Consider the following 24449-nt stretch of genomic DNA (forward strand, 5'->3'; position numbering starts at 1 on the left):
AAATCCCTGCTTTGACAAGTGAAGCTTAGAATTCTGTTTATGAAAATCCCCAACGCGGCTCAAGCTATTGTTGATATTCGTAAGTTGCGGGAATATTGCCTAAATCTTAAGCACGACGATGGCAAGCACAAAGCCCGATTATTTCTATCCATTCTTGGCATGACGGCTGACGACGCAGAAGCGTTACGGCAAGTGCTGCTCGAAGTCGTGCAGACCCACGAAGCCCGATTGGGCAGACAAGACCAGTTTGGGCAACGCTACACCTTAGATTTTGAAATCGAGTGGCAAAATAAAAGAGCAACGTTGCGGAGTGGCTAGATCATCGAACCTGGTTCAGAGGAACCCAAGTTGACGACCTGCTTTTCCCTTTAGTTTATGGAGGTGACCCGCAACATGAATAGCTCTCCTAAGCTCTTAGATGTTGTAGCTTTGGCGGTTGACCTGCCTCAATACAACCTCTGGCGGGGGCAAGTTGGCACTGTTGTTGAGACCTTGGTCGATGGGACTGCCTTTGAAGTCGAGTTCAGCGATCGAGAAGGACGTACCTACGAATCTTTAGGGCTGCTCCCAGAGCAAATAATGGTGCTGCACTTTGAACCTGCACCGCCAGAGACCAAAGTTGAAATGGTTACGGCTTAATCAGTGAAACCAGCACTGGAAGCTAGCGATGGCAAACTTTAGCCGCACTTGGTGGGGAAAGAACTTTATCAATGCGATCGAGCGCTTGACCGACTCGGGCCGATTGCAGCGGGGGCGATCCTATGCCAGCGGCGGCAAGGTTAAAAGCTTTGAGATCGACGGTGGGCTAGTCACTGCCAAGGTGCGTGGGTCGGTGAACCCCTACTTTGGAGTAACTACAGAACCAACGTACACAACCACGATCGACTTTACGCCGATCAGCAAAGTCAAATGGGCGGATGCGATCGCCCTCATTGCCTCCAAAGCTAGCCTCATCTCCCGGCTGCTGCTGAATGAAATTCCCGACAATATCGAAGACAGTTTCAAAACCCTTGAACTAAACCTGCTGCCCGCCAGCGCCAAAGACTTTAAGACCCAGTGCTCGTGCCCCGACTACAGCAACCCCTGCAAACACATCGCCGGGGTCTACTACCTGATCGCCGCCGAACTCGATCGCGATCCGTTTCTGCTCTTTGAGCTGCGAGGCTTACCCAGGGAAGCGCTGAAAGCAGAGCTAGCTAAGTCTCCCCTAGGGCAAGCGCTCTCATCAGAACTCTCGGCCCAGCAGCGATCGCCCGACCCTGTAGAGCACTACTACACCCAGCCCCAAACTGTCGAGGCGTTGTCCCCCAGCCTGAAGGAATTTTGGCAGGGAGAGAAGCGCCTACCTCAGACGATTGAGGCCGCCACAACCTCGACGGTGCCAGCAATTTTGGTCAAGAAGCAGGGCGATTTCCCCGCCTTTTGGACGCGTGACAACTCATTTATAGAAGCGATGGAAAGCCTTTACGATCGCGTCCGTAGCAAAAACAAAGACCGCCTGTAGTGGTTAGTTGATCTTGCGGTGTTGTTCTCTAATCCACTGGCGAAAAGCTTTAACCCAACTGGTTTCTCCCATAGTTTGGCTGGTCTGCAAAAACCGCAGCAGGGTATCTTGCCGCAGGAGTGGTAAGACGGTTGATGCGGCTTGAGAGCAATACCTGCCATTAATTAGAGCGAATATTGTTAGCGTTGCACCGTCAAATCGCCAGACCTCTGGCACGCCCAGGGCTGCATAAATCGCTATGCGATCTAGAAAACTGCTAGTGTGATCGATCTCGATCGCCAAATCGGGCGGCGGGTCAACGGTCAAATCGATCTCATCCTTGCCGCGAACCGCCTGCTCATGCTGAATGTAGTAGCACTGATCTGGTTCCAGCCCTTTGCTCAGGTCTTCTCGGCTCCAGGTGGTAGAGCCCAGGCTGCGAATTTCGGTCTCGGTTTCTTCAGTGGTGACTTCCACCATGCGACCCATGAGCTTTTTGTAGCTTTCGTAGGGAGGCAACGGCACCATGATTTCTAAGGCTCCCTGGTCGTAGGTGAGGCGTTTACTAGGGGCGGCCTCCAAATCGCGGCTTAAGCTCTGGTAAGTGGCCCAGCTTACCCCCTGCAAGACCACCTGGCGCTGGGGCGGAACTAAAACTGCGGTCATGGAAGAACTTTTAGACCAATCGTTCCTGTATGCCTATCTTAAGATCAGTGCAAGAACACCGCTACGGGTACGCGTTTATAGGCTGGGGTCCCCGCTCGTTTCTCAATTCGCGCCTTCATCAACACATTGGCTTCGGGGTAAAACATCAGCGCCGCGCCCGATCGCACCTCCCCAAAAATAATCTCAATGTTGTCGAGCTGCCCCGCATCCCCCCGCACGCTGACCCGCTGGTGCTGCGCAAAGCCCGATCGCTCAGCATCTGAAGGATTCATCAAAATGCAGTGGCGGTGGGGCATACCTCGATACTCGTCGGCTTCCTTGTAAACCACGGTGTTGTGCTGGCCGTAGCTGCGTCCGGTAATTAGCGCCAGCACCATAGCAGAAGGTTGGGTATTAGGTAGGCCAAAGTCTTGCAACGTAGGCAGCGTCAGGTCGGGCAGCGGCGTTGGCTGCATCTCCGCCTTGCCCGAGGGCGTGGGGAATTTGGGTTCTAGAAAGATGCGACCGCTAATGGTGAACTCAGCGCTGGTGTCATCGATCTCGCCAATTTTTTCGTAGCCGGGAATAGCCTGGGCGATTAGCTGACGCACGTAGCGGGTGTCGTGTAGTCGCCGCCACTGAATTGGATCTTCCCCATGAATGCGGTGGGCCAGCTCCGCCAAAAAGTCGATCTCCGTCACTAGGTCGCCCTTAGTAAGGTGGGTTTTGCCTGGGCTATTGAGCCGCACAAAGTTGTTGCCCGACTCGACGGTGGTTTTGTGGGGGTTCTCAAAGCGGGCGTAAACGGGCACGATGATCGTGTTTTGTTGCGCCAACCCGTGGAAATGGCCCTGGTTTGGCTTGGTCGCGAGGTAGATAATCGTGTCAATGTTGCCCAAGGCGCGCTTGGCTTGGGTGAGATCCGGGTTGGCGGCGTAGAGGTTGCCCCCCAGGCACAGCAGGGTATCGACTTCACCGCGATCGCTAGCTTCGATCAGAGCACGGGCGTCGTAGCCCGATTCGCGTTTGAGCGATTTGCCCAGCAGTTTCTCTAGCGCCTCGCGAATGCTGTCTTTGAGGTGGGCCGTCACCCCCATCGAGCCAAAGCCCTGCACGTTGGAGTGGCCCCGAATGGGCATCAGGCCCGCGCCGGGTTTGCCAACGTTGCCGGTCATCAGGGCGGTATTGGCGATGCTATAGATGTTGTCAACGCTGTTGGCCTGGTGGGTGATGCCCATCGCCCAGGCGAAGACGACGTTCTGGCTGCTGTGAATCATCTCCGCAGCGGCAATAATCTCCGTCAGCGTGAGGCCGCAAGTGGCAATGATCGACTCCCAATCAGCAGCGGCCACCTGGTCGATCACCGCTTGCCAATTCTCGGTGTGAGCCTTGAGGTAGTCAAACTGCACCCAACCCCGCTCTAGCAGCACCTTTTGAATGCCCACAAATAGGGCCAGGTCGCTGCCGGGTATCGGCTGCAAAAACATTGATGCAATGTCTTGGCCCTGCACTAGGCGCAGCGGGTGCGCCGGGGAGCCAAACTTGGCCAAGCCCACCTCTCTAACCGGGTTAATGACGAGAACTTTGCCGCCGCGATCGCGCAGTTCGATCAGCTCATTCATCAGCCGGGGGTGGTTAGCAGGGGCGTTTGACCCTACTAGCACCACGCAGTCAGCTTGGCGCAAGCTCTCCAAGCTAACCAGCGAAGTGCCGGTGCCAAACACCTTATTCAAACTGACGGTCGAGGGGGCGTGACACAGGTCAGAACAGTCGGCCAGGTTATTGGAGCCGAGCGCCCGCACCATCAGCTGGAGCAAAAAGGCCGCCTCGTTGGACGATCGCCCCGAGCTGTAGGAGGCCACCCGTTCTGGCGGCAGCGAAAAACCAGCGGTGGTGAGCTGGTAGATCTCTTCCCAAGCGATCGGTTCGTAGTGGTCAGACCCGGCCCGCCGAATCACTGGAAAGCTGAGACGACCGAGGCGATCGGCTTCGCGGGAGGTGAGCGCTTGCAGCTCAGAAATAGTGTGGCGGGCAAAGAAATGATCGCCCAGGCCCGGTTGCAGCTCGGACGAAATGGCCTGCACGCTTTTCATACAGCGCTGAAGCGGTTCTTCTAGCTCGTTGATAAAGCCGCCGTTTTGCCCCCCGGTACCCCAAGCGCACGATAGGCAGGCGCTCTTGTGAAACAGGGTTTGCCAAATCTGTGGCCCCTGGGGTGAGAGAGTCTTTTGTGCCCAATATTGAATGATCGGTAGACCGCCACCGATGGGCATATGGTCTGCCGTTGGCTCAGTAGCAGACAGATTTTCGGGCAAATCGCGATCGCTGGCGGCAGTTGAAGGAGCTTGATCCTCAGTCTGGTCAAGTTGAGTCATGGTCAAAGTCTCGCAACAGCTGCCCTCTATCACTATAGCGAGGGTGCCGGATGCCAGAAGGTCAGCCAAAAGGTAGAGAGTGAGCTGTTTGGGGCAGCCGCGCACTCTGTACCAGAGTTACCGGGTCGTGAATCTGAATTTGCCCGGTTCTCACGACCGTTCCGTAGACGCCGGCATTGTTGTCGTTCAGCTGCGCAACCGCCTTCATCACACGCGGCGTTTGCTCTCCCGTTTCTGGATCGAGGTTGATGATTATGCACCGTCCGTTTTGCTTTGTGACGTACACGGCTGGTCCGGACTCTTCTTCGCCAAACACCAATGTGCTCCCGACCCAGTTGTCTTCGGCAAAAGCTCCTTCGCCACCATCAAGCACAATATTGGCTCTGAAGCGCCTCCTATCGATATCAACTCCACCTGCGCGACACACGTGTGCGACGGTCGCCGAGTTAATTACAGAGACGGTTGAGTCGTCGAAGATGCCGTTCCGCAGGTGCATCATCTCGACGCGCCTGCCAAAGCGATCGCTGACCTCACGGTTCAGTTCTTCGCTCAACAGTTCAAAACAATCTCCGGATGGTGTCAGGACGTGAGTTGGCTGGGGCTCATCAAACGATTGCTTAAGTCCGCAGGGCCGATAGAGAATTAACTGCGGTAATCGACTTGCCGTCAACCATGGAGATCCACTGTTGGTGTTGAGGCGACGGAAAGCAAACCGGCGATCGCCGAGTAATCCGTGCCAGTCTAGAAATGCCGACTCCATCGACGTACCTGCCATCGACTTGACTGGATAACACACGAGTTCGCCTACACGTCCGGGTTTGATGGTCATGTGTCTTCCTCCATCTAACTACTGATTTAATGCTGCCGCGCTACTACTTTTGAACCATCTATTTCTTTGCTATCGTCATTTACAAAAGCCAGCAATTATCGAAGCTTTTGTCGCTACGTTGAGTGTGGAGCGTATCTCTAAAAACTAGGAATGAAAGGCGAGATTTTTTTGTTAAGAAAGGTTAGCGTGGGAGGTTAAATCTTAGTGCTTGTTGGATTACTCTGTGAGCTGGCAAAGCCTATGCAGGCTTAACCCAAGCAACAGCTGAGTTTTGACGGATATGTGGCGATCGGTCGTTTTGAAGGTCTCTCCACAACCGTTATGCAATAACTATATGAAAGGGTAGAGGCAGGTGTATAAGCCTCAAGATAGAAAGTTTTGGGGTGGTAGCTCTATGTAAGGGGCCTCAGTTGTTTTGTTGCTTTAGCTGTGGCAACGCAGTTGAGTTCATGGTTGCCCCTCTGTTTGCATTTTCTTTGTCAGCTCAATAAAATTTTCGGCTCTGCTTTTGAGAGCGTCAGGATTAAGAGAAGAAAGTTGCATTAAACTACCCTTTTGTCAGGATTTAAAGGGGTAATCTCCTGGGTCAAAGAGTGTAGAACTACTGCTATTCATCGCGGTGCGCGACAAATTAGGAAATATTTGCTCAGGTTCATAGGCCATATACTTTATCAATTTTGCTAAAGATTCTGCCCACTGATGACGCATAGAGACATAGGACTCAACGCCTGCTTCTGGGTTAGCAGTGATTGAAATGCCTTCCATTTCCAAACGTTCTAATGCCTGGTAGTAATGCTCCCGCCATCGGGATTCTTGCAGCTCCTGGGATGGGACTCGAATGTGAGGTAGGAGGGTATGACAGATTTCTTCTAGTAAATGCTTGCTGCCAAACCAAAGCTCTGCCGCACCGGCTGAACGTATGATAGAGCGGTACTTTCTCTGATCCAAAGCACTGCCGACTAGGGTGGCCACATCCATTGTGAGATACAAGATGCGGGGCAGGGCATAGTAGTCTTGAGAATAGCGAAAGTAGAGCAGAACTGGATAGGATTTATTAGATTCCAGCAGCTCCATCAAATTTTGGGCAGTTTCCGAAATATCCTGATTGAGAGTATTGATATTGTTGTCTGCGGCTAAACGAGCTAAAAGTTCTGCGGAGTCAGCAGTATCGGCAGTACCATGATGCAAACTGAGGGCAAATGACTTGCGTCTAGTGAGATTGCTATAAATCGCTGTGACGTAGGAAAGGGTCAGAGTCAGCACTGAGTAACCCAATATGCCTTGTAGGACAATCAATAATCGCTGGAATGACGTTTGAGGAGTAAAATCTCCTATCCCTAAGGTTGTTAGAGCAAAGCCTACATAGTAAACAGCGGCGAAAAAGTCTGTTGGAGATTCTCCCTCTTTTACTTGAATCGTGGTACCGAGGGCAGGCCAAACAATCAGAGCAAACCCGACCAGCAGCAGCAGCACCCACACTCCAACAATCGTGACGATGATAGCGGGACCACCGTAGGACAGGAAGTGATCGCGTCGTTTCTTTAACGGAGCAATGCGGAGAAATAGCCACCAGACCGCTCTCGCAACTGGGATACTCAAGACACTACTTTCAGACCGGGGATGCAACACGGTTAGAAAAATATCTGCCAGTGCCAGTAGAACAATAACAGTACCAAGACTTATGAGGATAATTTGCATGATTGCATGAGTGACATAAATAGCGTGAGAAGGTATGCACCCCTGCAAGAAACAATGGCTAAACTGGCATGAAATGACGCTCTAATCTGCTTATTCTCCTAATTTTAGAGGCAACGCTATCTTCGAATTGACACAATTTAGAAGTACTTAGAAGAGATATAGATATTCCCCAATTAATGAACTCTCAGTTCTTTGCCCTTAGAGCTTCTTTTCAACATCCAGAGAAAAGACTAATAAATTTTTGGGAAGATTGGCTCTGACCTAGGTAAACCCTTTGTTTCTTAAGGGATACCTCTTTAGGAACATGACGAAGTGTTGGACGAACCAAGTGTATATAGTTACGCTTGTGCGCCCGGTGAAGGGGATTGCGGAAAGTGTGGCAATTCATCATTCAGGTAGACCCAAGGGGCTGCGCTTGATGTCCAAATATCCAGCGCGGGAGCAAAACCGCTTTGATCGTCAAACGTTGTAAAGCGTATGGATGTGAAATCTGGCATCGCTTCGCCGGCAGTGAACAAGGGACTACCGCAGTTTGAACAGAAGCTTCGCGTTGTCTGAGAGCCACTTGATGCGCGAACAGAATATTCTTTGGGTGAGCCGGTGACTTTGATGGTCTTTGTTAATACGACTACGCCAGATGCGAACGGTGCGCCACTGGAGAGTTGGCAATCACTGCAATGACAATTCAGCATTGCCAGAGGCGTACTGTGACACTCGTAGCGCACAGCACCGCAAGCACAGCCACCTGAAAATGGAACGTTCATAAAAGACCTCTTTGCTTGGCTCTTCGTGGAATTTAGTTAGTAGGTTGAGTTGAGCTAGCGATCGCGATCGCATAGCGTGTGCTTTGCACTCAGCGTCTCCTTTAGGAGAAAGCCCAACACCTGCCGCTGAGATTGTTGGGTTTCCTTGGTTAAGCCAACTTACAAGAGATCTGCGATCGCACTCGTTAAACAATTACCCTGCAATAGTATCAGGCAAGAGGTTCCACTTTGCTTGCAACTTTATCAACGGAATGTCCCAAAGGGTATTCCATTGCATACCGAATAGGGGATAGGCTTGTTTGCCCATACGCCACCCCTCAGCTAAGGCATCCATTAGCTGTTCTGCTAAATCTAAATCCTCGACTGCTGCTTTTAGCAAGTTTTTAGCCAGCATCGCAAATGAGAATCGTGAGGCCCTCAATTGTGCTGCCACAAATGCTTGCAACTTGGTTTCACCTGCCATACTAGTATCAGCATTAATGACAACGTGCCAAATATCATGAACTTCGGCGAGATGGGCTATTAGGTAGTCGTAGTCATTCTCAACTGTCTGGCTTTGAATTGGATTTAAGCTGTTACGAAGCAAATGATCTGAGTAGGCATGGCCTAGAGTTTCTGAGGGCAGAGAATGGAGTTGTTGCAGGTCTATAGCACCTAGAAGCAATCGGTTTTGAATAGCCGCTCTTGCTAAAGGATGAAGGGAGAGAAATTCTACTGTTCGTCTAAATCCCTCTTCATCATTCAAGGCACTTGCTAGATTCCAGATGGCCTGAAAATCACCGTAAGGGGCCTTTACTATTTGCATGAAGCGCTCAAACGCCAGCGTCTTCCATTGGGAGTGCTGACTAATCGAGTCTTTGGCGTTCATGGAACCCCCTTACCTCGACGTTTTTACAACCCTATCAAGGCTTCCGTCGAGATGATTACTTAAGTTCTAATACATCACGACAATAACGTCTGTAAACCCTTTCAAATCTTAAAGTTTTGACGAGCGGCTTTAAGTACTTTTGAGTGAGTAAGTTATGCCAAAGCACGTTTGCTGATCACCTCTCTCGCGAGAAAACTCAACATCTATCCTTGAAGGTGTTGGGTTTCCTCGTAAACCCAACCTAAAAGAGATCTGCAATCTCCCTTAAATATCAATTGGCAAACACTTCCATACAAGGCTGTAATACACGATCAAAGCCAGAGTATTGACTCGTATCAAATTGAAAAAGCTTTGAACTACTAATGCTACCGTCTTCAACTGTGGTGCTTTGTGTACCCTCCATCGGGTCGTCAAGAGTTGTCTCAACCTCTAAACTTGATCTGACAACTTGCTTAAAGCAGTTTCCGCTACCGTCCTCACTTGCCCAACCGATTATGGTGTTACCTTGTTTTTGTAACAATAAAAGATTACTGAAATCATCAAACGGTGGTTGTTCTGTACTGAAAAAATAATCTCCATCGGATAAGTCCTGTACTTTCATGCCTGTAGAGATAGCCGATTCTTCATTACTTGCCTGAGGATTTGCATCAGAAGATTGGGTTGAGTTTATATTCGTAGGAGGATCAATAGCTTGTTCTCCCTTGCAACTCGCAAGTGACATAACCAAGCTAACAGAAAAGCCAATTCTAAAGATAAATAAAATAGTTCTCACGTTAATCAAAATCCCACAAAAATTAAAGTCTGCTGCTCGATTAATTGCACTCAATCTTCAGTTGAGTTAATTAGTAGATTGACTAGATCACCAGGGTTCATTCTTGCCCAGAGAGAGCAAATGTTCATAGAGAGCCTCATCTATTCGATCAACAAGTTTTGTCACGTGGGCTAAAAAGCTTTTACCCCAAGTTTTATGAACTGTTTCCTCATGTCTAACTCGATGCGCAATGTCGCCTCTGACGCTAATGTAGTGATCTAACTCCGCACATACAGTTTCTACAGTTGTATCATTCCATGTCCAATTAGAAGTAATATCAGATATTCCTAGCAAATCTGAGAAAAGTGCACGAACTTGTTTCGACTTGGGTGTATTAAAGCTTGTGATCCATTTGTCTTGTGCAACATCTTTGTGGTTTCTCAATACACTCTTCCACCCTGAACCAGCTAGTTCCCAAATTTTTCTTTCATCCTTTTGGCTCATTAACTCCCGAGACACAAGAGCTTTAACTTTGGAAGGAATAAAACTGGGATCGTCAGATTGACTAAGTAGGAAATCGAAACTCTCCACAGATACATCTTCAATATAAGCCTCCCAACATGCTGAAATCAAGATAATAGCTGATCGGTTAAGAACATCGGCTTTGTGTCTGCGTTTCTTTCCCGTGCCTGGCAACTCAGCGTGAATATGCCATAACAATTCAATATCTTTTTTATTGTCATGGAAATTTATGCTAGACCGTGAAGACATAGAACTAATACTACAAATAGCACTTGTGCTTGATAAAGTGTCTATACTCCTAACTCCTATGGATAATTGAGTCAATGCGGCATGTTTCAGGCATACCTAATGTTGCCCGTCACACAACCTTGGAGCCTAACTGATAACTCTTGGCGGTCGGTGTACATCGGCGTTGTTAGGCAGCAAGTTTAATTCAATCCAACATAGCCACATAAATCGGAGTACCAACTATTAAATCCTTTTCCTTATATAACACCTTTGCCACGAATTCCAGGTTATGCGTTATCGGCGGAAGTGCTTTTAACCCAGCCCACACAGCCCTCGAGAAAACATCGGATTGCTCACTTTTGTCTTCTTCAGTCTCAATTGCACTTTTTAAGAACTCTAATATGTAGTAATTAAGAGAATGATTGGCATCAGCACGTTCGGCTGCACCAATAACACTTGTGCTTGATCCAATCAACGCAATTGTCTTTCCATTAACAATGCCGCCAAAAAAAACAATATCAGCGGCATACTCAGATACAATTCCATATTTAAAGAAGGTCGTACCAGAAATGTATTTACCTGGTGAAGTAACTGTACCAGTATCCTCATGCTTGTTTATGTATTGGCTCACTGCATGAAGTCGCTGGGGTAAACTAACATCATTCCCAGTTGGATTTCCTTTAAAGGTTCCTGACAGAACACCAACATTAACTGTAACTTCCGCAGATATACCTTTTAGAAATTCAGGCGGAAGCTGAGTGTAAAGCATGTCAACTTTTGCGCGAGAAATGTAAATGTAATATTTCACAAGCAATTCCTATTCAATAAAAATATTCGATTTCTCAGTCTAATACTGTAGTAAAAGAAGCGCCCTAAAAACAACCTTGCTGTACTGCCTTAGCTAGAAGATGAAGCCGCCTAACTATATATTAAGTGTCAGAGCCGCTGGATGAGATTCCTCATGCTCGGCATTATCCATTGGATTTTTTGAATAATACTTGCTTCTTAAGGAATTAAACATCAAACCTGTCAATGAGCCCTGCACCTCAGGGTGCCATCCAGCAAGTTTGAAAGTCAAGCATGGGGAGTGAGGATGTTATCTATCAGAAGTGCTGGATAATACCCCACTACCAGGGGTTATTCATTGTCTACTAAGGCCATCATCTCAGCACTTCCACTCGACCAAGCGAAGGAAGCAAATCGCCTCAAGCATTTTACTACGGTTGACGAGTTGCTTTTGCGCTAGTACACTCATCCACTAAGCCGTTCGACCAGAGCGGTTGCTACACAGAACTCGAAAACTTTGGCGCTGCCGGAAGGTGCGGCTAACACCGACCGACAGCTAACCCCGCAAATCTAACGGGCAGATTGCGAGGCTAGGGAGATCGTACCCTAGTCACTCCAGTTTGCACTTCAACTGCGGGTGGCTAGGGTTTTCGCGTTCTGTTTTCCTCACCCTTCCACCCCTTGCGGGGGCAGGGCTTGCTCACTGCAACCAAAAAAGGAAACAGAACCGATGTTTGAATATCTCGAACCAGACGCCAGCAATAACCAAGAAACCGGCTCCCTACCGCTGCCGCCCGGAGGCACTAACAAAGGCACCCGGCCTCTAAACCCCGAGAAAGTGCGCCACCTGCTCTACGGCAGCCTGGCCGCCATCGATCGCACCATCAAAATTCTCCATTCCTTCGGCTACGCCGACCCCAACGACTGGAGCGACCCCATCCCCGTGCCGCCGAGCAGTGCCGCCGCCACCGACCACCCCAACCAATGGATGGTGATCATGACCAAGACCTTGCTCATTAAGTAGCGGTCCCCAAAGAGACCGGGTGCCTGCTGCTACTAGCAACATCTTGAGTCAAAACAACAAACACCCGGTCTCTAAACGCAAACTGGCACAGCTGTTTAGCGATCTGCGCCCGCTGATCGTTAATTGCAGCCCTGCGATCGCTAAACTGGCATAGCTGTTTGGCAAACTGGCACAGCTGTTTAACGATCTGCACCCTGTGATCGTCAATTGCAACCCTGTGATCGTCAAACTGGCACAGCTGTTTGGCAATTTCACCCCGCAGTTTAGCTCTGCGCCAGCTACAGCAATTCCTTTGCCCTGCGTTTGCTAGTTTCGCTCCGCCATTTGACCGAGGTTTGGCTAAAACCTCCTGTTTCTGGTGCGATCGCAAACTCCCAGGGGCAGCATTACCTCATAAGACTACGCAGAACCAATCAAAAAGCCGCTTTATTGTTCTGTGTTGCAGAGTTCCTGAAAATCGGGCCTTAGGGCCAAAAAATTCCCTTAAAAAAACCAAACTCCTAAATGTAATGAGGTAACTCTTATGGCTATTGTTGACACCAGCCGCCGGCTACCAACCCGCTCCATGCTGCAAGATATCCAGGCCTACGAAGGGCTTGCCGCCGTCAAAGACTACACCACCCGTCGCCCAGAAGCTTCCGCCGAAGCGCTGCAAGCCAACCTGGCTGCCATGCAGGCCAAGCAGCAAAAAGAAACCGAACTAGCAGCTCTAGCCAAAGCCGCTGCCGACGAAGCCCGCCAAGCCGAGTGGGAATTCCACAAAGGCGTGATTGCCATGAAAGAAAACGTACGAGGTACATTTGGCCCCGATAGCCACGAAGCCCAAGCCGTCGGCTACAAGAAAAAGTCTGAGCGCAAGCGCCCCCGTCGCCGCGCGGTGGCTTAGCAACAGGTACTCACATTTTAGATCTACAACCCAAAGCACCCCGGCCTCTTGATGAAGTCGGGGTGCTTTGAGCTCATCTTGGTTTCGGTAGTAGTCCCAACTTTACTGCTAGAGAGTTTAGCCAGGCGCTCCTACAACTTCTTTTTTGACCGCCCATCAGTGAGCGTCTACCTGCGACAGCATGTGAGTGCCCAAAATGCCGGCATCGCACATGCGGCACTGCCGACGACCGTAGTTACCCACTGTATTCACCCCCATCACCGCCAGGGCCAGGGCCGACGGCAGCTCGTAGGGGTCTGCGGCCGTGTAATTCACCGCGTAGCCCAAATCTTCTAGACAACCTACCGTCAAACGGCTCAAAGGATTTTGCCCCAGATTTAAGAAGCCCGTCATTAGCTCATTGCCAAATACAGCTTCTCGCCAGTGGCCATCTCGGGTGCCTTGCCCCCCCGTATTAGCCACTGGCACTGGCGTCATACCCTGGGCTCCAACCAGCGCCGCAAATTCCCGCATTCCATTTTGGCCCACGTAGGTCGGGTTGGCCGACCCCGCCCCCACCAGCAGGTTCTTAATTTGCCAAATGGTGCCAATCCCAAACACATGGCCCATCTCGTGAATAATCACATCCAGCAGGCCGCCTTCCATTTCCAGGCGGGCCAAATCGCCCATGTCAAACTCCATGACTCCGGTGATGGGCAGCATCGAGCCGCTGCGCAAGCGAGTCGGGCCTGCCTGCCCTAGCACTCCGTTGGGGCCATCGATCGACAGACCCCGTGCTTCAATCAAGATATCGTCGATGGTTTCGCCATTGACCACGGCACTGGGCAAATCGCCAATGATAATCTCTGACCAACGGGCTGCCGCGACTTCAAAGACGGCTCGCTGAGTAGCGGTCAGCCCCCCCAAGAAACGCAGTTGAATGGAAAACTGAGAGGCGGGCAGCGCATCTGGCTGATCGGGTTCAACCACCAAATCGAGCGACCAACGGTTGAGAACTCCCCCGTCCATAAAGGCTTCGTCTTGAATTTGCAGCGTCCAGGTGCCGTTAGGATTGCTATCAAGCAGCGGGGCTAGAGGCTGCTGGGGCCGAAATGTTCCTTGAAAAGGCGCTATGCCCTCGCTGATCACAATTCCCGCCCCATCGTCAAAGGTAGTATCAAAAAAGTTGTCGCCGTTGCCGCCAGCATTGCCGACTAGCAGCACCGATGCTCCGCTGGGGGCACTGAGAGAAATTCTCAGATCGCTGGTATAGGTATGTACTAGATCGAGAGTGACACTGATACGTTGAAGCGAACCTGGAATGTTGGCTACGTCAATCGAGGATGTGACGGCGGTAGGCGCAAATCGCGAAATTTCTACCGCCGTCTCGTTAGAGAATACTTGCTTCATAAGGAGGCTAGATGCACTCGAAAACTTCAGACCAAGGGCGCGATCGCGCGATCGAGGGACTTCTCTTACTCAAAGACGTCCGACCCTAGGGTAAGACACCTAGCCACCAAAATAATTAGCCAAAAGGTAGATCAACTAGGGCAGCAATGCGCTTTGCCACACTGCAATTTTGCCTTTATCTGCGTGTGGACGGGCGATCGCTAAAAATCATCAATCAAGCCGCTCAGGCGAGCCAGCACAGGGTCTTCAGGCACCTCTTCGACCTCTTCTGCATAGTGCACATCGTCTGAGACTGGCTGGGGAGAAACTGGGACAGGAGAAACAGTGCCCCCCAGTTGAGTCATCTGGAGAGCCAACTGCTGTATCTGAGCCTCTAATCGCTCTAACCGGTTTTTCTCTTGGGCAAAAAAACGCTGCTCTACGCTGAGCAGCTGGACCTCAAGGCTCTCAATTCGTTTGTCCGCTGATGTTTGACTAGGGTAAGAGTGATTACTCAGCAAAAGCTGGTGGAGAGCTTCTTTACAAAGGCCGCTAAAACTCAAGCCCGGTTGTCTATCTAGCTCAGCTTTCACAGCCGCTAATAGATATTGATCAAGCTCACTTTGGCGAAAAAGAACCAACTTTTTTGTCTGGCGTAACCACTTCAATACCATTACTCTTATCCTGAAACCATAGTGCCACCCACTGGTCAAAACCTCTTCCCAATCGACCGCAGAATTCGCTTTCCTAAACTATTCAAGCAAGCAGAATCAACCTTCAATTGGGAAGAGACTAGGCATGGCTAACGCCAAATCAAGAGACCTAAGCTGCCGTACGGGCCGCACGGGCCGACGCCATTTGGGCTTCCCCATAAATATACTGCCCTAGGGCGTTAGCTTGTCGGCTCGGCGTAGCGAGGTGAGCATTGATCTTGGCCTCTCTCAGCAAGCGCTGAATATCTTCCCAAAAGAATTCGCCACCACCACCGGTGAGAATGACATCTGTAACTCGCTCTGGCAACCAGGCCAACAATCGGTTGCACATCTCTCGCGAGAAATTCTCTTTGAGGTTGGGCAAAATATCATCTAAGTTAGTGGGCCGATTAGCTCCCCGCGGGCGGTAAAATCGTTGCCCTTGAGGCTGATTTACAGCCGCGATTAACGCTAAAGACTGACTATCAGCTCCCTCAATTTGGGCTGCCACCTGCTCATAAAACTGGCTCATGGCAAACGCTTCACTTCTCGAAACGCCACGAGCAAACCTAAAGTTATCGACCATGATGCAGTCGGTGGTTTGGTGCCCAATATCTACGATCGCGACCGGCAGCTTAGTAAAGTCAACGTTAATGTCTTTCTTCTCTTGCACCTCATTCCACAGAATGCTGCCATACCCCTCGGGCATGACCCAAACCTTGTTGATGTTAATAGTAATCGGTTCACCCCGATAGCTCATCACATGCGGCCCCAGCAGCAAGCTCATCAGCTGCTCTTTCTCGCGCTCAAACTGATCTTGGGAATGATAAGGCAGCCCCAGAACTACCGAAGTTTCATCTCGCATCTGAAAGTAACCGACACAGGCCAAAACCTTGACCAAAGCATCGTTGACTTTAGATTGGCCTACCCCTAAATTAGCGCCAAAATCTTCTGCCAGCTGTCCCATGGCATAGCCGCTACCCTGGTAAACCATCCAAATGTCAGATAGAGGATCCGTTGCACGGGCCTCGAATGCGCCTCCCTGCACTTGTTCTATCGACAGATGTTTGACATTCGCCGGAATGAAGACAACACCACTAGGATCGCGGCTGATAGAAGTTTTTGTAGAAGTTCGCCCCAAATCGACACTGAGAATAGATTTGGACGACACAATGTTTTCCTTAGGTGCTGCGGCATCGCCTGTAGTTCTCACTGGCGAAGTCTGGTTCATCGGTATAGAAGCAGCTTGTGACATGGTCATTGATTCTGAACCCTTTATCGAGCATCACAAAAACCACCAACCTCATACCCCCGCAGCAAAGCTAAGTCAAAGACCTCTAGGGGCTTTGACGGGGATCGGGTTTTAGACTTGATGGCTAACTGTCCAAGACTCCTAAATCGAAGAAGTGTTCCAGAAAAAGTTTTTCTTTTAAAAGCTGCACTTTAGTATTACAATGCCGAGCATTTAAATAGCTTTGTAGATAACCTACCTGTCAGTAATCTCTGTCCTCGACAGGTCAAAAAGATCACAGAGATTCTTCATCAAAGCCTATAACTCTTACGTTCTATGCCTATTTGCTCCGTCTTTGCAAACATCTATCTGATGGCAGAATAAGCAAAGCTGATGATTCCAGCCCATACCTTATATGCATTAATCAGTTCATGGTATCAATAAACCTCAATTTATTTTAGGTTTGAATGGGCTTGGGCCAGGTATTTTCTCCCGATCAAAAAGAGTCCCGGTTAATTGCATTAGCCGGGACTCTTTTTGTTTACCTCAAAGCAACCCGTGTTGGGTCTGCTTTAGCGGATTAGTAGTCGAAGTCGCCGCCCATGCCAGCGCCAGCGCCAGCGGCAGGAGCCTTAGGCTCAGGCTTGTCGACCACAATGCACTCGGTGGTTAGCACCATCGAGGCGATGGAGGCCGCGTTCTGCAGGCCAGAGCGAGTCACCTTGGCGGGGTCCACAATGCCAGCCTCGAACATATCGACAAACTGGTTGTTGGCCGCGTCATAGCCGATGTTGAAGTCTTTCTCCTTCACCTGCTCAACGATGACGGCACCGTTGAAGCCCGCGTTCTCAGCGATGCGGCTAAGGGGGGCGGTGAGGGCGCGAGTGACGATTTGGGCACCCAGCAGCTCTTCGCCGCTGAGGTTGTCGCTGGCCCAGGCTTCGAGCTGGGGTGCCAGGTGAGCCAGGGTGGTACCGCCGCCAGGGACGATGCCCTCTTCCACCGCTGCCTTGGTGGCGTTGATGGCGTCTTCGAGGCGCAGCTTGCGGTCCTTCATCTCGGTTTCGGTGGCAGCACCGACCTTGATTACGGCCACACCGCCAGAGAGCTTAGCCAGGCGCTCTTGCAGCTTCTCTTTGTCGTAGGTCGACTCGGTCTCGTCAATCTGACGACGGATCTGCTCGCAGCGAGCTTTGACCTGCTGCTCATTGCCTTCAGCCACAACGGTGGTGGTGTCTTTGGTGATGGTGATGCGACGGGCGCTGCCCAGCATATCCACTTTCACGTTGTCGAGCTTGAGGCCAGTGTCCTCAGAGATCACCTGACCGCCAGTGAGCACGGCGATATCTTCGAGCATGGCCTTACGGCGATCGCCGAACCCAGGCGCTTTCACAGCGGCCACGTTCAGCACACCGCGCATGCGGTTCACCACCAGAGTAGCCAGTGCCTCTTTCTCAATATCTTCGGCGATGATCATCAGGGGCTTGCCGGAGCGAGCGACTTGCTCCAGCACGGGCACCAGATCCTGTACCAGGGCAATTTTCTTGTCGGTGATCAAGATGTAGGGCTCATCCAGCACCGCTTCCATGCGCTCGGTGTCGGTGACGAAGTAGGGTGACAGGTAACCCTTGTCGAAGCGCATACCCTCGGTGACCTCCAGTTCGGTAGTCATCGACTTGCCTTCTTCGAGGGAGATGACGCCTTCGCGACCGACTTTATCCATGGCGTTGGCAATCATTTGGCCAACTTCGTCGTCATTGCCGGCGGAGATGGCACCGACCTGGGCGATCGACTTGGAGTCGCCAACGGGACGGGCGTGCTCAGCAATTTTCTCAACCAGGAAGGCGGTGGCTTTGTCGATGCCGCGCTTCAGCGAGATCGCGTTGGCTCCAGCGGCGACGTTGCGCAGGCCTTCTTTAACGATCGCATGACCCAGCACCGTAGCGGTGGTGGTGCCGTCGCCAGCAGCGTCATTGGTCTTGCTTGCAGCCTGGCGCAGCAGAGAGACGGCGGTATTTTCAATATGGTCGTCTAGCTCAATTTCTTTAGCAATGGTGATGCCGTCGTTGATGATTTGAGGTGCGCCGTACTTTTTCTCTAGCACCACGTTGCGGCCTTTGGGGCCGAGGGTAACGGCCACGGCTTCAGCCAAAATGTCGAAGCCACGCTCTAGAGCGCGACGGGCATCTTCGTTGTAGGTGATCGTTTTAGCCATCGGTAAATAATCCTCTCAACAAAAGGTGAATTGTTGAACTAACTGCGTTTAGTTGACGTTTGTAGGGTGTGTTACGGCTTTGCCTAACGCACCGGGCTCGCTTTGAAGGGCTGTTTCGAGTGGATGAGACATCTCCTTAAGCGCTCTCTGAGTGGTGCATTGCTTCGCGAATGCACCCTACGGTTGGGCGGCGATCGCATCGGTTAACGGCGGGCGGTGCCCACCCTACCTGGCCAAAATCGCCAATCAAAAATAGGCCTAGCCAAGGGCAGCTAGAATATCAGACTCGCGCAGCAGCACGTAGTCATCGGTGCCGAGCTTGATGTCAGTGCCGGCGTACTTGGAGTAGAGCACCTTGTCGCCGACTTTGACTTCCACAGGCTGGAACGAGCCATTGTCATCGCGCTTGCCGGGGCCGACCTGCACCACTTCACCCACCTGGGGCTTTTCTTTAGCGGTGTCGGGCAGCAAAATGCCGCCAGCAGTTTTTTCTTCAGCTTCGCTGACCTTGACCAAAATGCGATCGCCCAGAGGCTTCACAGTAGACACACTCAGGGTGACTGCGGCCATAACGTACCTCCAAAGGTTTGCTTAATGAATGTTGAATCGGACAGGACGCGTTAGCACTCTCGCATCCTGAGTGCTAATTTAGCCGCCAGAAAGTTATCTCGGCAATTCTCTGGGAGGTGTGGTTTGCCGTACTTGGGTGGGAGGGTGGATGGGTAGGTGGGTAGGCGGGTGGATGAGTAGGGGGTGCATGGAAATGCAGTGCAGGTTCAGAGACTACGAGGCTTAACTTCTTGCTTACTCATCCACCCATCCACCCATCCACCCGCCTACTCTCCCACTTCCCCACTCCCCACTCACCCCTGCCACTCCCCAAACACAATCGACTGCGCTGCTTTCCCAATTCGCCCTAGGTCTTCGTCGAGCAGCGGTGGCCACACAACGCCAGCCTTTTGCCCCTGGGCGTAGAGCTGGCGGCTTTCGTAGGAGAGGATGAAAAGGGCCTGGGTGAGGGTGCGATCGAGGGTGGGTTCGTTCTTTAGGCCTTCAAACAGCGCCTTGAGGGCGAGCAGCAGAGAGGTGACCTGCCCAGGCACGGGCGGTTTGCCCTGGCGCAGGCAAGCGATAAAGGTATCGGGCAGGTCTTCGCGGGTGCCAAGGGTTTGGCGGACGACAAATTCGCGAGAGGTTTCAAAATCCATAGGGTAACGGTAGCTGAATTAGGGTGATTGAGCCCCGCGTGTGCTGATGGTTGCGCTTGAATCAAGGCTAAGTTTACCGCCTGGTCGGATTTCAGCAGCATGGAACTGTAGAACGGTGCCTCTTCTTCAATTGATAAGGCGTCACAGTATGCGGGCAAGCTGAGCATAACTGGCGTCGTCCGTCGTTAACCCAAACCTATGCAGGTGAGTATGACCATCCCTTCTCCACTGGCAGCTCCTTTAGCGGTTCCTTTTGTCGATTTGACCTGGCAGCATGGGCCGTTGCAGGAGACCATTCAGGGGGTAATTAACGCCGTTATCACCCAGGGAGACTTTGTGCTGGGCCAGGCATTAGCTGACTTTGAGGCGAACTTTGCCTTGGCCTGCGGCACGCAGTTTGGGGTAGGGGTCGGCTGCGGCACCGATGCGATCGCCCTCGGTCTGATCGCCTGTGGTGTTGCCTCCGGCGACGAGGTGATCTTGCCCGCTAATACCTTTGTGGCGACGCTGATGGGGGTGCTGCGGTCAGGGGCGACGCCCGTCTTTGTGGACTGCGATCGCACCACTGCCTTAATGGATCTCGATGCTGCTGAGCGGGCCATCACCCCCCGCACTCGCGCCATTTTGCCCGTACACCTCTATGGCCAAATGGTTTCGCCGCAGGGACTTCTGGATCTGGCCCACCGTCACCAGCTGATTATCTTTGAAGATGCGGCCCAAGCTCACCTAGCCCAACGCGAGGGCTACACCGCCGGTTCCATCGGCCTGGGGGCTGCCTTTAGCTTTTATCCCAGCAAGAACCTTGGCGCGTTGGGTGACGGGGGCATGTTTGTCACAGGCGACGGGCTGGTTGCCGGGACGGCGCGATCGCTGCGCAACTATGGCGCCACCAGCAAGTACTACCACACCGAACCCCAGGGTACCAACAGCCGCCTCGATACCATGCAAGCCGCTGTGCTCAACGTTAAACTCCCCTATTTACCGGGGTGGAATCAGGCTCGCTATGCGATCGCCCAGCACTACGATCGCCGCCTTGCCCCCCTGGTTGAGCACGGCATCCTCCCCATGCACAACGATGCTGGCCCCGGCCATATCTACCACCTCTACGTGGTGCGCATCACCGACACCTGCCCCAGCGATCGCGCCCATCTTCAAGCCCAACTCGCCAATGCTGGCATTCAAACCGGCATCCACTACCCCATCCCCTGCCACCTGCAACCCGCCTTTAGCGCCCTCGGCTACGGTCCCGGCAGCTTTCCCCAGGCCGAAGCCCTCAGCCAAGAGATTCTCTCCTTACCCATGTATCCCGGCATGACTTTCGAACAGGTCGATTACGTCGTAGACGCTATGGTTGAAGCAGTAACCGCCGCTAAGTCTGTCGGTGTTTTGCAAGCCGTGAGTGGGTAGGGAGTAAGTGGGTAGGGGTTAAGCAAGTTTTAGCAGCACACAGATTAGCCCTACCCCTCACCCCTCATCCGCCCGCCCCTCGCCCGCCCACCCCCTAACTCCCCCACTCCCCATGCCCTCCCTCCGCCGCTACCTCACCCCCCCTTGGGCGATCGCCGCGCTCCTAGCAATCCTCTACGGGCCGCTGCTGCTGCACTGGGTCGATGGCTGGCTGAACAAGTCCATCAGCATTCAGCACGAGTACTTTAGCCACGGGCTGTTGGGGCTGCCCTTTGCTGCCTACATCGCTTGGGGAAAGCGCCAGGCCTGGGGCGAATTGCCAAATCGCTGCCATCCCCTGGGTCTGAGTTTGGTGGGGTTAGCGGGTCTGATGTATCTCACCCGCCTGCCTGACTGGATGAATCTATCGCTGCCGATCATGCTGGTGGGGCTGTGCCTGAGTCTAAAAGCCGTCGAGGGGCTGCGGCTGCAGGCGATTTCTCTCATCTTGGTAGCGCTAGCAACGCCCAACCAGCTGCCTTACTTGATTGAGCCCTACGTTTTGCCCTTGCAGCGTTTGATTGCGTTGGTGGCGGGGTTCTTGCTGGTGCAGCTTGGCATTCCGGTGACGGTCGAGAATATTTATCTGTTCGTGAACGGCCAAACCGTGGAGGTTGCTCCCCATTGCGCCGGGCTCAAAATGCTGTTTACCGGCCTCTACGTCGCTCTGATGCTGGCCTATTGGACTGGGGCCTATACGTCGCGGCTGAGAACAGCTCTTTTCTTTAGCGGCACAGTAGCCATCAGCGTGGTGGGCAACATTCTCCGCAATGCGTTTTTGAGCTACTTCCACGGTACGGGGCGCGATGGCGCTTTTGATTGGCTGCACGAGAGTTGGGGCGGCGACCTCTACTCGGCTCTGATGCTACTCACCATCATCCTGTTGCTGCGACTTATTCAGGAGCGGGTGCCCGATCGCCTCAATTTGGCGGTGCAGTCGCCGTCATCGTCGGTGTAGGTCTGTTGTTTGTAAAATGCGATCGCTCCTATGACCCCTCAGCCTTCGTCTGCTAGCCTGCTCCCCAGCCGCTGGGTCAACTTAGTTTTGGTGGTTGTGCTTACCGCTCTGGCGGGGATGGCGATTGTGCCTGCCTACCTGAGCGGGCAGTGGCCCTGGGCCAACAGCCCCCAAGTCGCCCAAATCGATCAGCTGCGCGCCTTGCAAAAAGAAGGCCTGACCTTGCCCGGCTGGCAGCAAACCACCGTCGAGCCCGTCCCCATCAACCGCCAAACCTGGACCCTGGTAGAGTATCGGGCAGATTCCCCTGAGGCCCAGTCAGCTCCGGTGCAGCAGTTTGCGGTGTTGCTGTACCCCCAGCCCTGGCACAGCAACCAGCCTCAGCTGGAGTGGATCGATCTGGCCGGGGCGCAAAAATGGCGCATTGAGTCGCGGCGCAGGCTCAAGGTTACCTCTCCTCAGACTGGGCCGGTGGAGGCCAGGTTTTTTCGGGCCTGGGGCGATCGCCAGAGCTTTGCGATCGTGCAGTGGTATGCCCTGCCCAGCGGTGGCCATCCGTCGCCCAGCCACTGGTTTTGGGCAAACCAATGGTCCCAGCTCACCCAACACCGACTCACTCCCTGGGTGGCGGTGAGTTTGCTGCTGCCCATGGAGCCTCTAGGCACGATAGATGCCTATCAACCCCTGGCTGAAACCTTAACTGGACTCATTCAGCAACAGATCACCGCTGCGACCTTTAAATGAAAAAATGCCTGCCCCGAGTACCAGGGCAGGCAACCATAGTGAGTAGATTGGGCTTGAGCGACCCAGATAGCTTGGCACCCTAGACTTCGGGCAACGATGCTTGCGGATTAACAGGAGTATGTTGAGCATACGGGTGACCACAGGTGTTGCATCGCTGCTGGTTGAAGCTGGCAGAGCCATAGCGCTCTCGACTATCTTGAGAAACGGCTGTGTAGCCTTTGCCGTGAGGGCACTTGAGAAAGACCGGGCTATAGGAGCTGTTGTCTTCAGGAAATAAGCTGATCTTTTCGGTGAGATACTCGCTTAAGTAAGTGCGTTGGGCAGCTGTAGGTAAATCGTTTTCTTCTACATCGGTATAAAAGTAGTCGATAAACTCTAGCCATTCAATCAGCTGGTCATCCTCTTCAGCACGGCTCCAAATCTTGCAAATTTGTGCCACCTGCTGATCAGAGTCCATATCAGAGTTTGTGATCAACAGATAATAGTTCCACACCTGAGCTTTTTGGTCTGGGCTCAGATTAGAAAGAAATTGTTGATCTAGAGTGGGAGTTTTCATGGTGTTTGATTGAACGCTCCACGTTCTTTATGATGTTGCTTGACACAATCGAGGCACCAGACCACTTAACGCTACTGTTCATTAAGTAAGGAAACAACCCCTTGATGGTGAATATCAGGTGAATTAAACCAATTAAAGTGGTCTAGCCTCTTTAAAGCAGCAGTATCTAATAAAATTTGCTGGCGCCTCCTTCATACAACTCGAGAAATACTTTGCGCAGTCGTTCTAGAGCACGCGATTCACGTTTTCTCAGCGCTTGAGCGGAGGGCACAACGACATCCTCAGACGCTGCCATGTATTTGTAATGCTGGCGGATTTGCTCGTAGGTTTTACGGTAAAGAAACTTCATGCGAATGAGTTCCTGATCGTCTTTAGAAAGTCGGTTTAGGGCAACTTCTAAATACTCCAGCTGCTCAATCAGCTCAGACTCCATCAGCGGGTTTTTAGGATGCTGCGCTAGCTGCGTTGCCATGGCAACTTTGCGTTCATCCTTAATTGTGGTGTCGACCTTGCCCCTGAGAATATTTAGGCAGACCTGACGCAGCCAAACCTCTGGCTTTTTTATCGGTTGGTCATGCTTGAGAATATACTCAACTCCCCGTTTAATTCCCTCAATCACCACATCGTCTAGATCAATGTTGGCAATGTGCCACTGTCGGGCAAAGCGAATTAGAAATTTGTACAGTGCGGTGCCCTTAAACTCGTCGGGCATGAGCAAATAGCTCACGGCCGTAACAAACTCCTGCACCAAGTCATAGCTAGGCCCATGGTTAGCGGGCTGCTTTGGGGGGGTATTGGTGGCGTTGGTCATTGCCAGAGTCCTCGTAGGGTGAGCGGGGGGCTAACGGAGAAAAACAGATACCAGTCAGGGTTGATCAGCTTTAAGTCGGTAGTTCGCTCCAGAGGAAAATCGGGGCATTTGGTCAGTTCACTCAGATCGGTTTGAGCATTTGGGCGATCGACGTGGGGCTGTAGCTTTGTTTGAAAAAGCGTTTTGAGGTTGTCTAGCACCCGCCGCGTAAATCGCACGGCGCTAGCAATCCAGCCCTTAAATCGCAACCGATTGGGTATATCGGCAGCATCTGAGTCGGTAACAGCGAAATGGCGAACCATCGATCTATGTCCTCAACGAACGGTGCAACGAATTGAACTATCTGTGAGGTAGTGGGTTG

General features: G+C 52.0%; 26 protein-coding genes. 8 read left to right on the forward strand and 18 right to left on the reverse strand.

What is annotated here, in order from left to right; all coding sequences use genetic code 11:
- Positions 1–39: 39 nt before the first annotated feature.
- The 3 genes from H6F59_RS05415 (at position 40) to H6F59_RS05425 (ending at position 1504) form a co-directional block, all read left to right on the forward strand.
- Positions 40–318, forward strand: coding sequence for a DUF6883 domain-containing protein (locus H6F59_RS05415; RefSeq protein ID WP_190696146.1), 279 nt, complete (start codon positions 40–42; stop codon positions 316–318).
- A gap of 75 nt (positions 319–393) precedes the next feature.
- Positions 394–639: a DUF4926 domain-containing protein gene (locus tag H6F59_RS05420; RefSeq protein WP_190696149.1), complete on the forward strand. Its 246-nt coding sequence runs from the start codon at positions 394–396 to the stop codon at positions 637–639.
- A gap of 28 nt (positions 640–667) precedes the next feature.
- The gene (locus H6F59_RS05425; RefSeq protein ID WP_190696152.1) at positions 668–1504 is read left to right on the forward strand and encodes an SWIM zinc finger family protein; all 837 of its coding nucleotides are present in this window, start codon (positions 668–670) and stop codon (positions 1502–1504) included.
- 3 nt (positions 1505–1507) lie between these two features.
- On the opposite strand, the gene H6F59_RS05430 is transcribed toward H6F59_RS05425, so the two are convergent.
- The 9 genes from H6F59_RS05430 to H6F59_RS05470 all read right to left on the reverse strand — a co-directional run bounded on the left by H6F59_RS05430 (position 1508) and on the right by H6F59_RS05470 (position 10971).
- On the reverse strand, positions 1508–2149 hold the full coding sequence (locus tag H6F59_RS05430) for a Uma2 family endonuclease (RefSeq protein WP_190696154.1): 642 nt from the start codon (positions 2147–2149) through the stop codon (positions 1508–1510).
- Between the two features lie 44 nt (positions 2150–2193).
- Positions 2194–4401, reverse strand: coding sequence for an FdhF/YdeP family oxidoreductase (locus H6F59_RS05435; RefSeq protein ID WP_190697197.1), 2208 nt, complete (start codon positions 4399–4401; stop codon positions 2194–2196).
- 163 nt (positions 4402–4564) lie between these two features.
- The gene (locus H6F59_RS05440) at positions 4565–5332 is read right to left on the reverse strand and encodes an MOSC domain-containing protein (protein ID WP_190696157.1); all 768 of its coding nucleotides are present in this window, start codon (positions 5330–5332) and stop codon (positions 4565–4567) included.
- A 558-nt stretch (positions 5333–5890) separates the two neighbouring features.
- The gene (locus H6F59_RS05445) at positions 5891–7030 is read right to left on the reverse strand and encodes a potassium channel family protein (RefSeq protein WP_190696160.1); all 1140 of its coding nucleotides are present in this window, start codon (positions 7028–7030) and stop codon (positions 5891–5893) included.
- Positions 7031–7368: 338 nt separating this feature from the next.
- Positions 7369–7794 carry a GFA family protein gene (locus H6F59_RS05450; protein WP_190696163.1) on the reverse strand — a complete coding sequence of 142 codons (426 nt, stop codon included), beginning with the start codon at positions 7792–7794 and terminating at the stop codon, positions 7369–7371.
- A gap of 193 nt (positions 7795–7987) precedes the next feature.
- Positions 7988–8662 carry a Coq4 family protein gene (locus H6F59_RS05455; RefSeq protein WP_190696166.1) on the reverse strand — a complete coding sequence of 225 codons (675 nt, stop codon included), beginning with the start codon at positions 8660–8662 and terminating at the stop codon, positions 7988–7990.
- 271 nt (positions 8663–8933) lie between these two features.
- Positions 8934–9488, reverse strand: coding sequence for a hypothetical protein (locus H6F59_RS05460; protein ID WP_190696169.1), 555 nt, complete (start codon positions 9486–9488; stop codon positions 8934–8936).
- A gap of 33 nt (positions 9489–9521) precedes the next feature.
- Positions 9522–10184, reverse strand: a complete 663-nt coding sequence (locus H6F59_RS05465) for a HEPN domain-containing protein (RefSeq protein WP_190696171.1) — start codon at positions 10182–10184, stop codon at positions 9522–9524.
- A gap of 184 nt (positions 10185–10368) precedes the next feature.
- On the reverse strand, positions 10369–10971 hold the full coding sequence (locus H6F59_RS05470) for a DUF7019 family protein (protein WP_190696174.1): 603 nt from the start codon (positions 10969–10971) through the stop codon (positions 10369–10371).
- 708 nt (positions 10972–11679) lie between these two features.
- On the opposite strand from H6F59_RS05470, the gene H6F59_RS05475 reads away from it, so the two are divergent.
- Positions 11680–11973, forward strand: coding sequence for a hypothetical protein (locus H6F59_RS05475; RefSeq protein ID WP_190696177.1), 294 nt, complete (start codon positions 11680–11682; stop codon positions 11971–11973).
- A gap of 523 nt (positions 11974–12496) precedes the next feature.
- The gene (locus H6F59_RS05480) at positions 12497–12859 is read left to right on the forward strand and encodes a hypothetical protein (RefSeq protein WP_190518874.1); all 363 of its coding nucleotides are present in this window, start codon (positions 12497–12499) and stop codon (positions 12857–12859) included.
- A 156-nt stretch (positions 12860–13015) separates the two neighbouring features.
- Here the strand turns inward: H6F59_RS05480 and H6F59_RS05485 are convergent, their stop codons facing one another.
- From H6F59_RS05485 to H6F59_RS05510, 6 genes are all read right to left on the reverse strand, one after another.
- A complete protein-coding gene (locus H6F59_RS05485) occupies positions 13016–14248 on the reverse strand; it encodes a proprotein convertase P-domain-containing protein (RefSeq protein ID WP_190696179.1) in 1233 nt (410 codons plus the stop codon).
- Between the two features lie 200 nt (positions 14249–14448).
- On the reverse strand, positions 14449–14940 hold the full coding sequence (locus H6F59_RS05490) for a plasmid segregation centromere-binding protein ParR (RefSeq protein WP_190696182.1): 492 nt from the start codon (positions 14938–14940) through the stop codon (positions 14449–14451).
- A gap of 109 nt (positions 14941–15049) precedes the next feature.
- Positions 15050–16180, reverse strand: coding sequence for a ParM/StbA family protein (locus H6F59_RS05495; RefSeq protein ID WP_190696184.1), 1131 nt, complete (start codon positions 16178–16180; stop codon positions 15050–15052).
- Between the two features lie 550 nt (positions 16181–16730).
- On the reverse strand, positions 16731–18365 hold the full coding sequence (gene groL / locus H6F59_RS05500; RefSeq protein WP_190696186.1) for a chaperonin GroEL: 1635 nt from the start codon (positions 18363–18365) through the stop codon (positions 16731–16733).
- A 258-nt stretch (positions 18366–18623) separates the two neighbouring features.
- A complete protein-coding gene (gene groES / locus H6F59_RS05505) occupies positions 18624–18935 on the reverse strand; it encodes a co-chaperone GroES (RefSeq protein WP_073609036.1) in 312 nt (103 codons plus the stop codon).
- 293 nt (positions 18936–19228) lie between these two features.
- Entirely contained in the window at positions 19229–19573 is a 345-nt protein-coding gene (locus tag H6F59_RS05510) for a Dethiobiotin synthetase (RefSeq protein WP_190629410.1), read from the reverse strand.
- Between the two features lie 210 nt (positions 19574–19783).
- Between H6F59_RS05510 and H6F59_RS05515 the strand changes: the two genes are divergently transcribed.
- From H6F59_RS05515 to H6F59_RS05525, 3 genes are all read left to right on the forward strand, one after another.
- Complete coding sequence (locus H6F59_RS05515) at positions 19784–20980, forward strand: DegT/DnrJ/EryC1/StrS aminotransferase family protein (protein ID WP_190696188.1); 1197 nt, start codon at positions 19784–19786, stop codon at positions 20978–20980.
- Positions 20981–21092: 112 nt separating this feature from the next.
- Complete coding sequence (gene crtB / locus H6F59_RS05520; RefSeq protein ID WP_190696190.1) at positions 21093–21977, forward strand: cyanoexosortase B; 885 nt, start codon at positions 21093–21095, stop codon at positions 21975–21977.
- Between the two features lie 30 nt (positions 21978–22007).
- Positions 22008–22721, forward strand: a complete 714-nt coding sequence (locus H6F59_RS05525; RefSeq protein ID WP_190696191.1) for a cyanoexosortase B system-associated protein — start codon at positions 22008–22010, stop codon at positions 22719–22721.
- Between the two features lie 79 nt (positions 22722–22800).
- Here the strand turns inward: H6F59_RS05525 and H6F59_RS05530 are convergent, their stop codons facing one another.
- From H6F59_RS05530 to H6F59_RS05540, 3 genes are all read right to left on the reverse strand, one after another.
- The gene (locus H6F59_RS05530; protein WP_190696194.1) at positions 22801–23277 is read right to left on the reverse strand and encodes a hypothetical protein; all 477 of its coding nucleotides are present in this window, start codon (positions 23275–23277) and stop codon (positions 22801–22803) included.
- Between the two features lie 166 nt (positions 23278–23443).
- Positions 23444–24088: a sigma-70 family RNA polymerase sigma factor gene (locus tag H6F59_RS05535; protein ID WP_190696195.1), complete on the reverse strand. Its 645-nt coding sequence runs from the start codon at positions 24086–24088 to the stop codon at positions 23444–23446.
- Complete coding sequence (locus H6F59_RS05540) at positions 24085–24390, reverse strand: hypothetical protein (RefSeq protein WP_190696197.1); 306 nt, start codon at positions 24388–24390, stop codon at positions 24085–24087. The genes H6F59_RS05535 and H6F59_RS05540 overlap by 4 nt, the downstream gene beginning before the upstream one ends.
- Positions 24391–24449: the final 59 nt, after the last annotated feature.

The sequence above is a fragment of the Nodosilinea sp. FACHB-141 genome (genome assembly GCF_014696135.1).
GTDB lineage: Bacteria > Cyanobacteriota > Cyanobacteriia > Phormidesmidales > Phormidesmidaceae > Nodosilinea.

What these genes read in the sequence shown, in the direction of transcription:
- H6F59_RS05495 (WP_190696184.1), bottom strand. Translation starts at nt 16,180, where the DNA reads ATGACCATGTCACAAGCTGCTTCTATACCGATGAACCAGACTTCGCCA.
- H6F59_RS05515 (WP_190696188.1), top strand. Translation starts at nt 19,784, where the DNA reads ATGACCATCCCTTCTCCACTGGCAGCTCCTTTAGCGGTTCCTTTTGTC.
- H6F59_RS05535 (WP_190696195.1), bottom strand. Translation starts at nt 24,088, where the DNA reads ATGACCAACGCCACCAATACCCCCCCAAAGCAGCCCGCTAACCATGGG.
- groES (WP_073609036.1), bottom strand. Translation starts at nt 18,935, where the DNA reads ATGGCCGCAGTCACCCTGAGTGTGTCTACTGTGAAGCCTCTGGGCGAT.
- H6F59_RS05450 (WP_190696163.1), bottom strand. Translation starts at nt 7,794, where the DNA reads ATGAACGTTCCATTTTCAGGTGGCTGTGCTTGCGGTGCTGTGCGCTAC.
- H6F59_RS05435 (WP_190697197.1), bottom strand. Translation starts at nt 4,401, where the DNA reads ATGCCCATCGGTGGCGGTCTACCGATCATTCAATATTGGGCACAAAAG.
- H6F59_RS05530 (WP_190696194.1), bottom strand. Translation starts at nt 23,277, where the DNA reads ATGAAAACTCCCACTCTAGATCAACAATTTCTTTCTAATCTGAGCCCA.
- H6F59_RS05430 (WP_190696154.1), bottom strand. Translation starts at nt 2,149, where the DNA reads ATGACCGCAGTTTTAGTTCCGCCCCAGCGCCAGGTGGTCTTGCAGGGG.
- H6F59_RS05480 (WP_190518874.1), top strand. Translation starts at nt 12,497, where the DNA reads ATGGCTATTGTTGACACCAGCCGCCGGCTACCAACCCGCTCCATGCTG.
- H6F59_RS05455 (WP_190696166.1), bottom strand. Translation starts at nt 8,662, where the DNA reads ATGAACGCCAAAGACTCGATTAGTCAGCACTCCCAATGGAAGACGCTG.
- groL (WP_190696186.1), bottom strand. Translation starts at nt 18,365, where the DNA reads ATGGCTAAAACGATCACCTACAACGAAGATGCCCGTCGCGCTCTAGAG.
- H6F59_RS05445 (WP_190696160.1), bottom strand. Translation starts at nt 7,030, where the DNA reads ATGCAAATTATCCTCATAAGTCTTGGTACTGTTATTGTTCTACTGGCA.
- H6F59_RS05465 (WP_190696171.1), bottom strand. Translation starts at nt 10,184, where the DNA reads ATGTCTTCACGGTCTAGCATAAATTTCCATGACAATAAAAAAGATATT.
- H6F59_RS05485 (WP_190696179.1), bottom strand. Translation starts at nt 14,248, where the DNA reads ATGAAGCAAGTATTCTCTAACGAGACGGCGGTAGAAATTTCGCGATTT.
- H6F59_RS05540 (WP_190696197.1), bottom strand. Translation starts at nt 24,390, where the DNA reads ATGGTTCGCCATTTCGCTGTTACCGACTCAGATGCTGCCGATATACCC.
- crtB (WP_190696190.1), top strand. Translation starts at nt 21,093, where the DNA reads ATGCCCTCCCTCCGCCGCTACCTCACCCCCCCTTGGGCGATCGCCGCG.
- H6F59_RS05440 (WP_190696157.1), bottom strand. Translation starts at nt 5,332, where the DNA reads ATGACCATCAAACCCGGACGTGTAGGCGAACTCGTGTGTTATCCAGTC.
- H6F59_RS05510 (WP_190629410.1), bottom strand. Translation starts at nt 19,573, where the DNA reads ATGGATTTTGAAACCTCTCGCGAATTTGTCGTCCGCCAAACCCTTGGC.
- H6F59_RS05525 (WP_190696191.1), top strand. Translation starts at nt 22,008, where the DNA reads ATGACCCCTCAGCCTTCGTCTGCTAGCCTGCTCCCCAGCCGCTGGGTC.
- H6F59_RS05420 (WP_190696149.1), top strand. Translation starts at nt 394, where the DNA reads ATGAATAGCTCTCCTAAGCTCTTAGATGTTGTAGCTTTGGCGGTTGAC.
- H6F59_RS05415 (WP_190696146.1), top strand. Translation starts at nt 40, where the DNA reads ATGAAAATCCCCAACGCGGCTCAAGCTATTGTTGATATTCGTAAGTTG.
- H6F59_RS05425 (WP_190696152.1), top strand. Translation starts at nt 668, where the DNA reads ATGGCAAACTTTAGCCGCACTTGGTGGGGAAAGAACTTTATCAATGCG.
- H6F59_RS05475 (WP_190696177.1), top strand. Translation starts at nt 11,680, where the DNA reads ATGTTTGAATATCTCGAACCAGACGCCAGCAATAACCAAGAAACCGGC.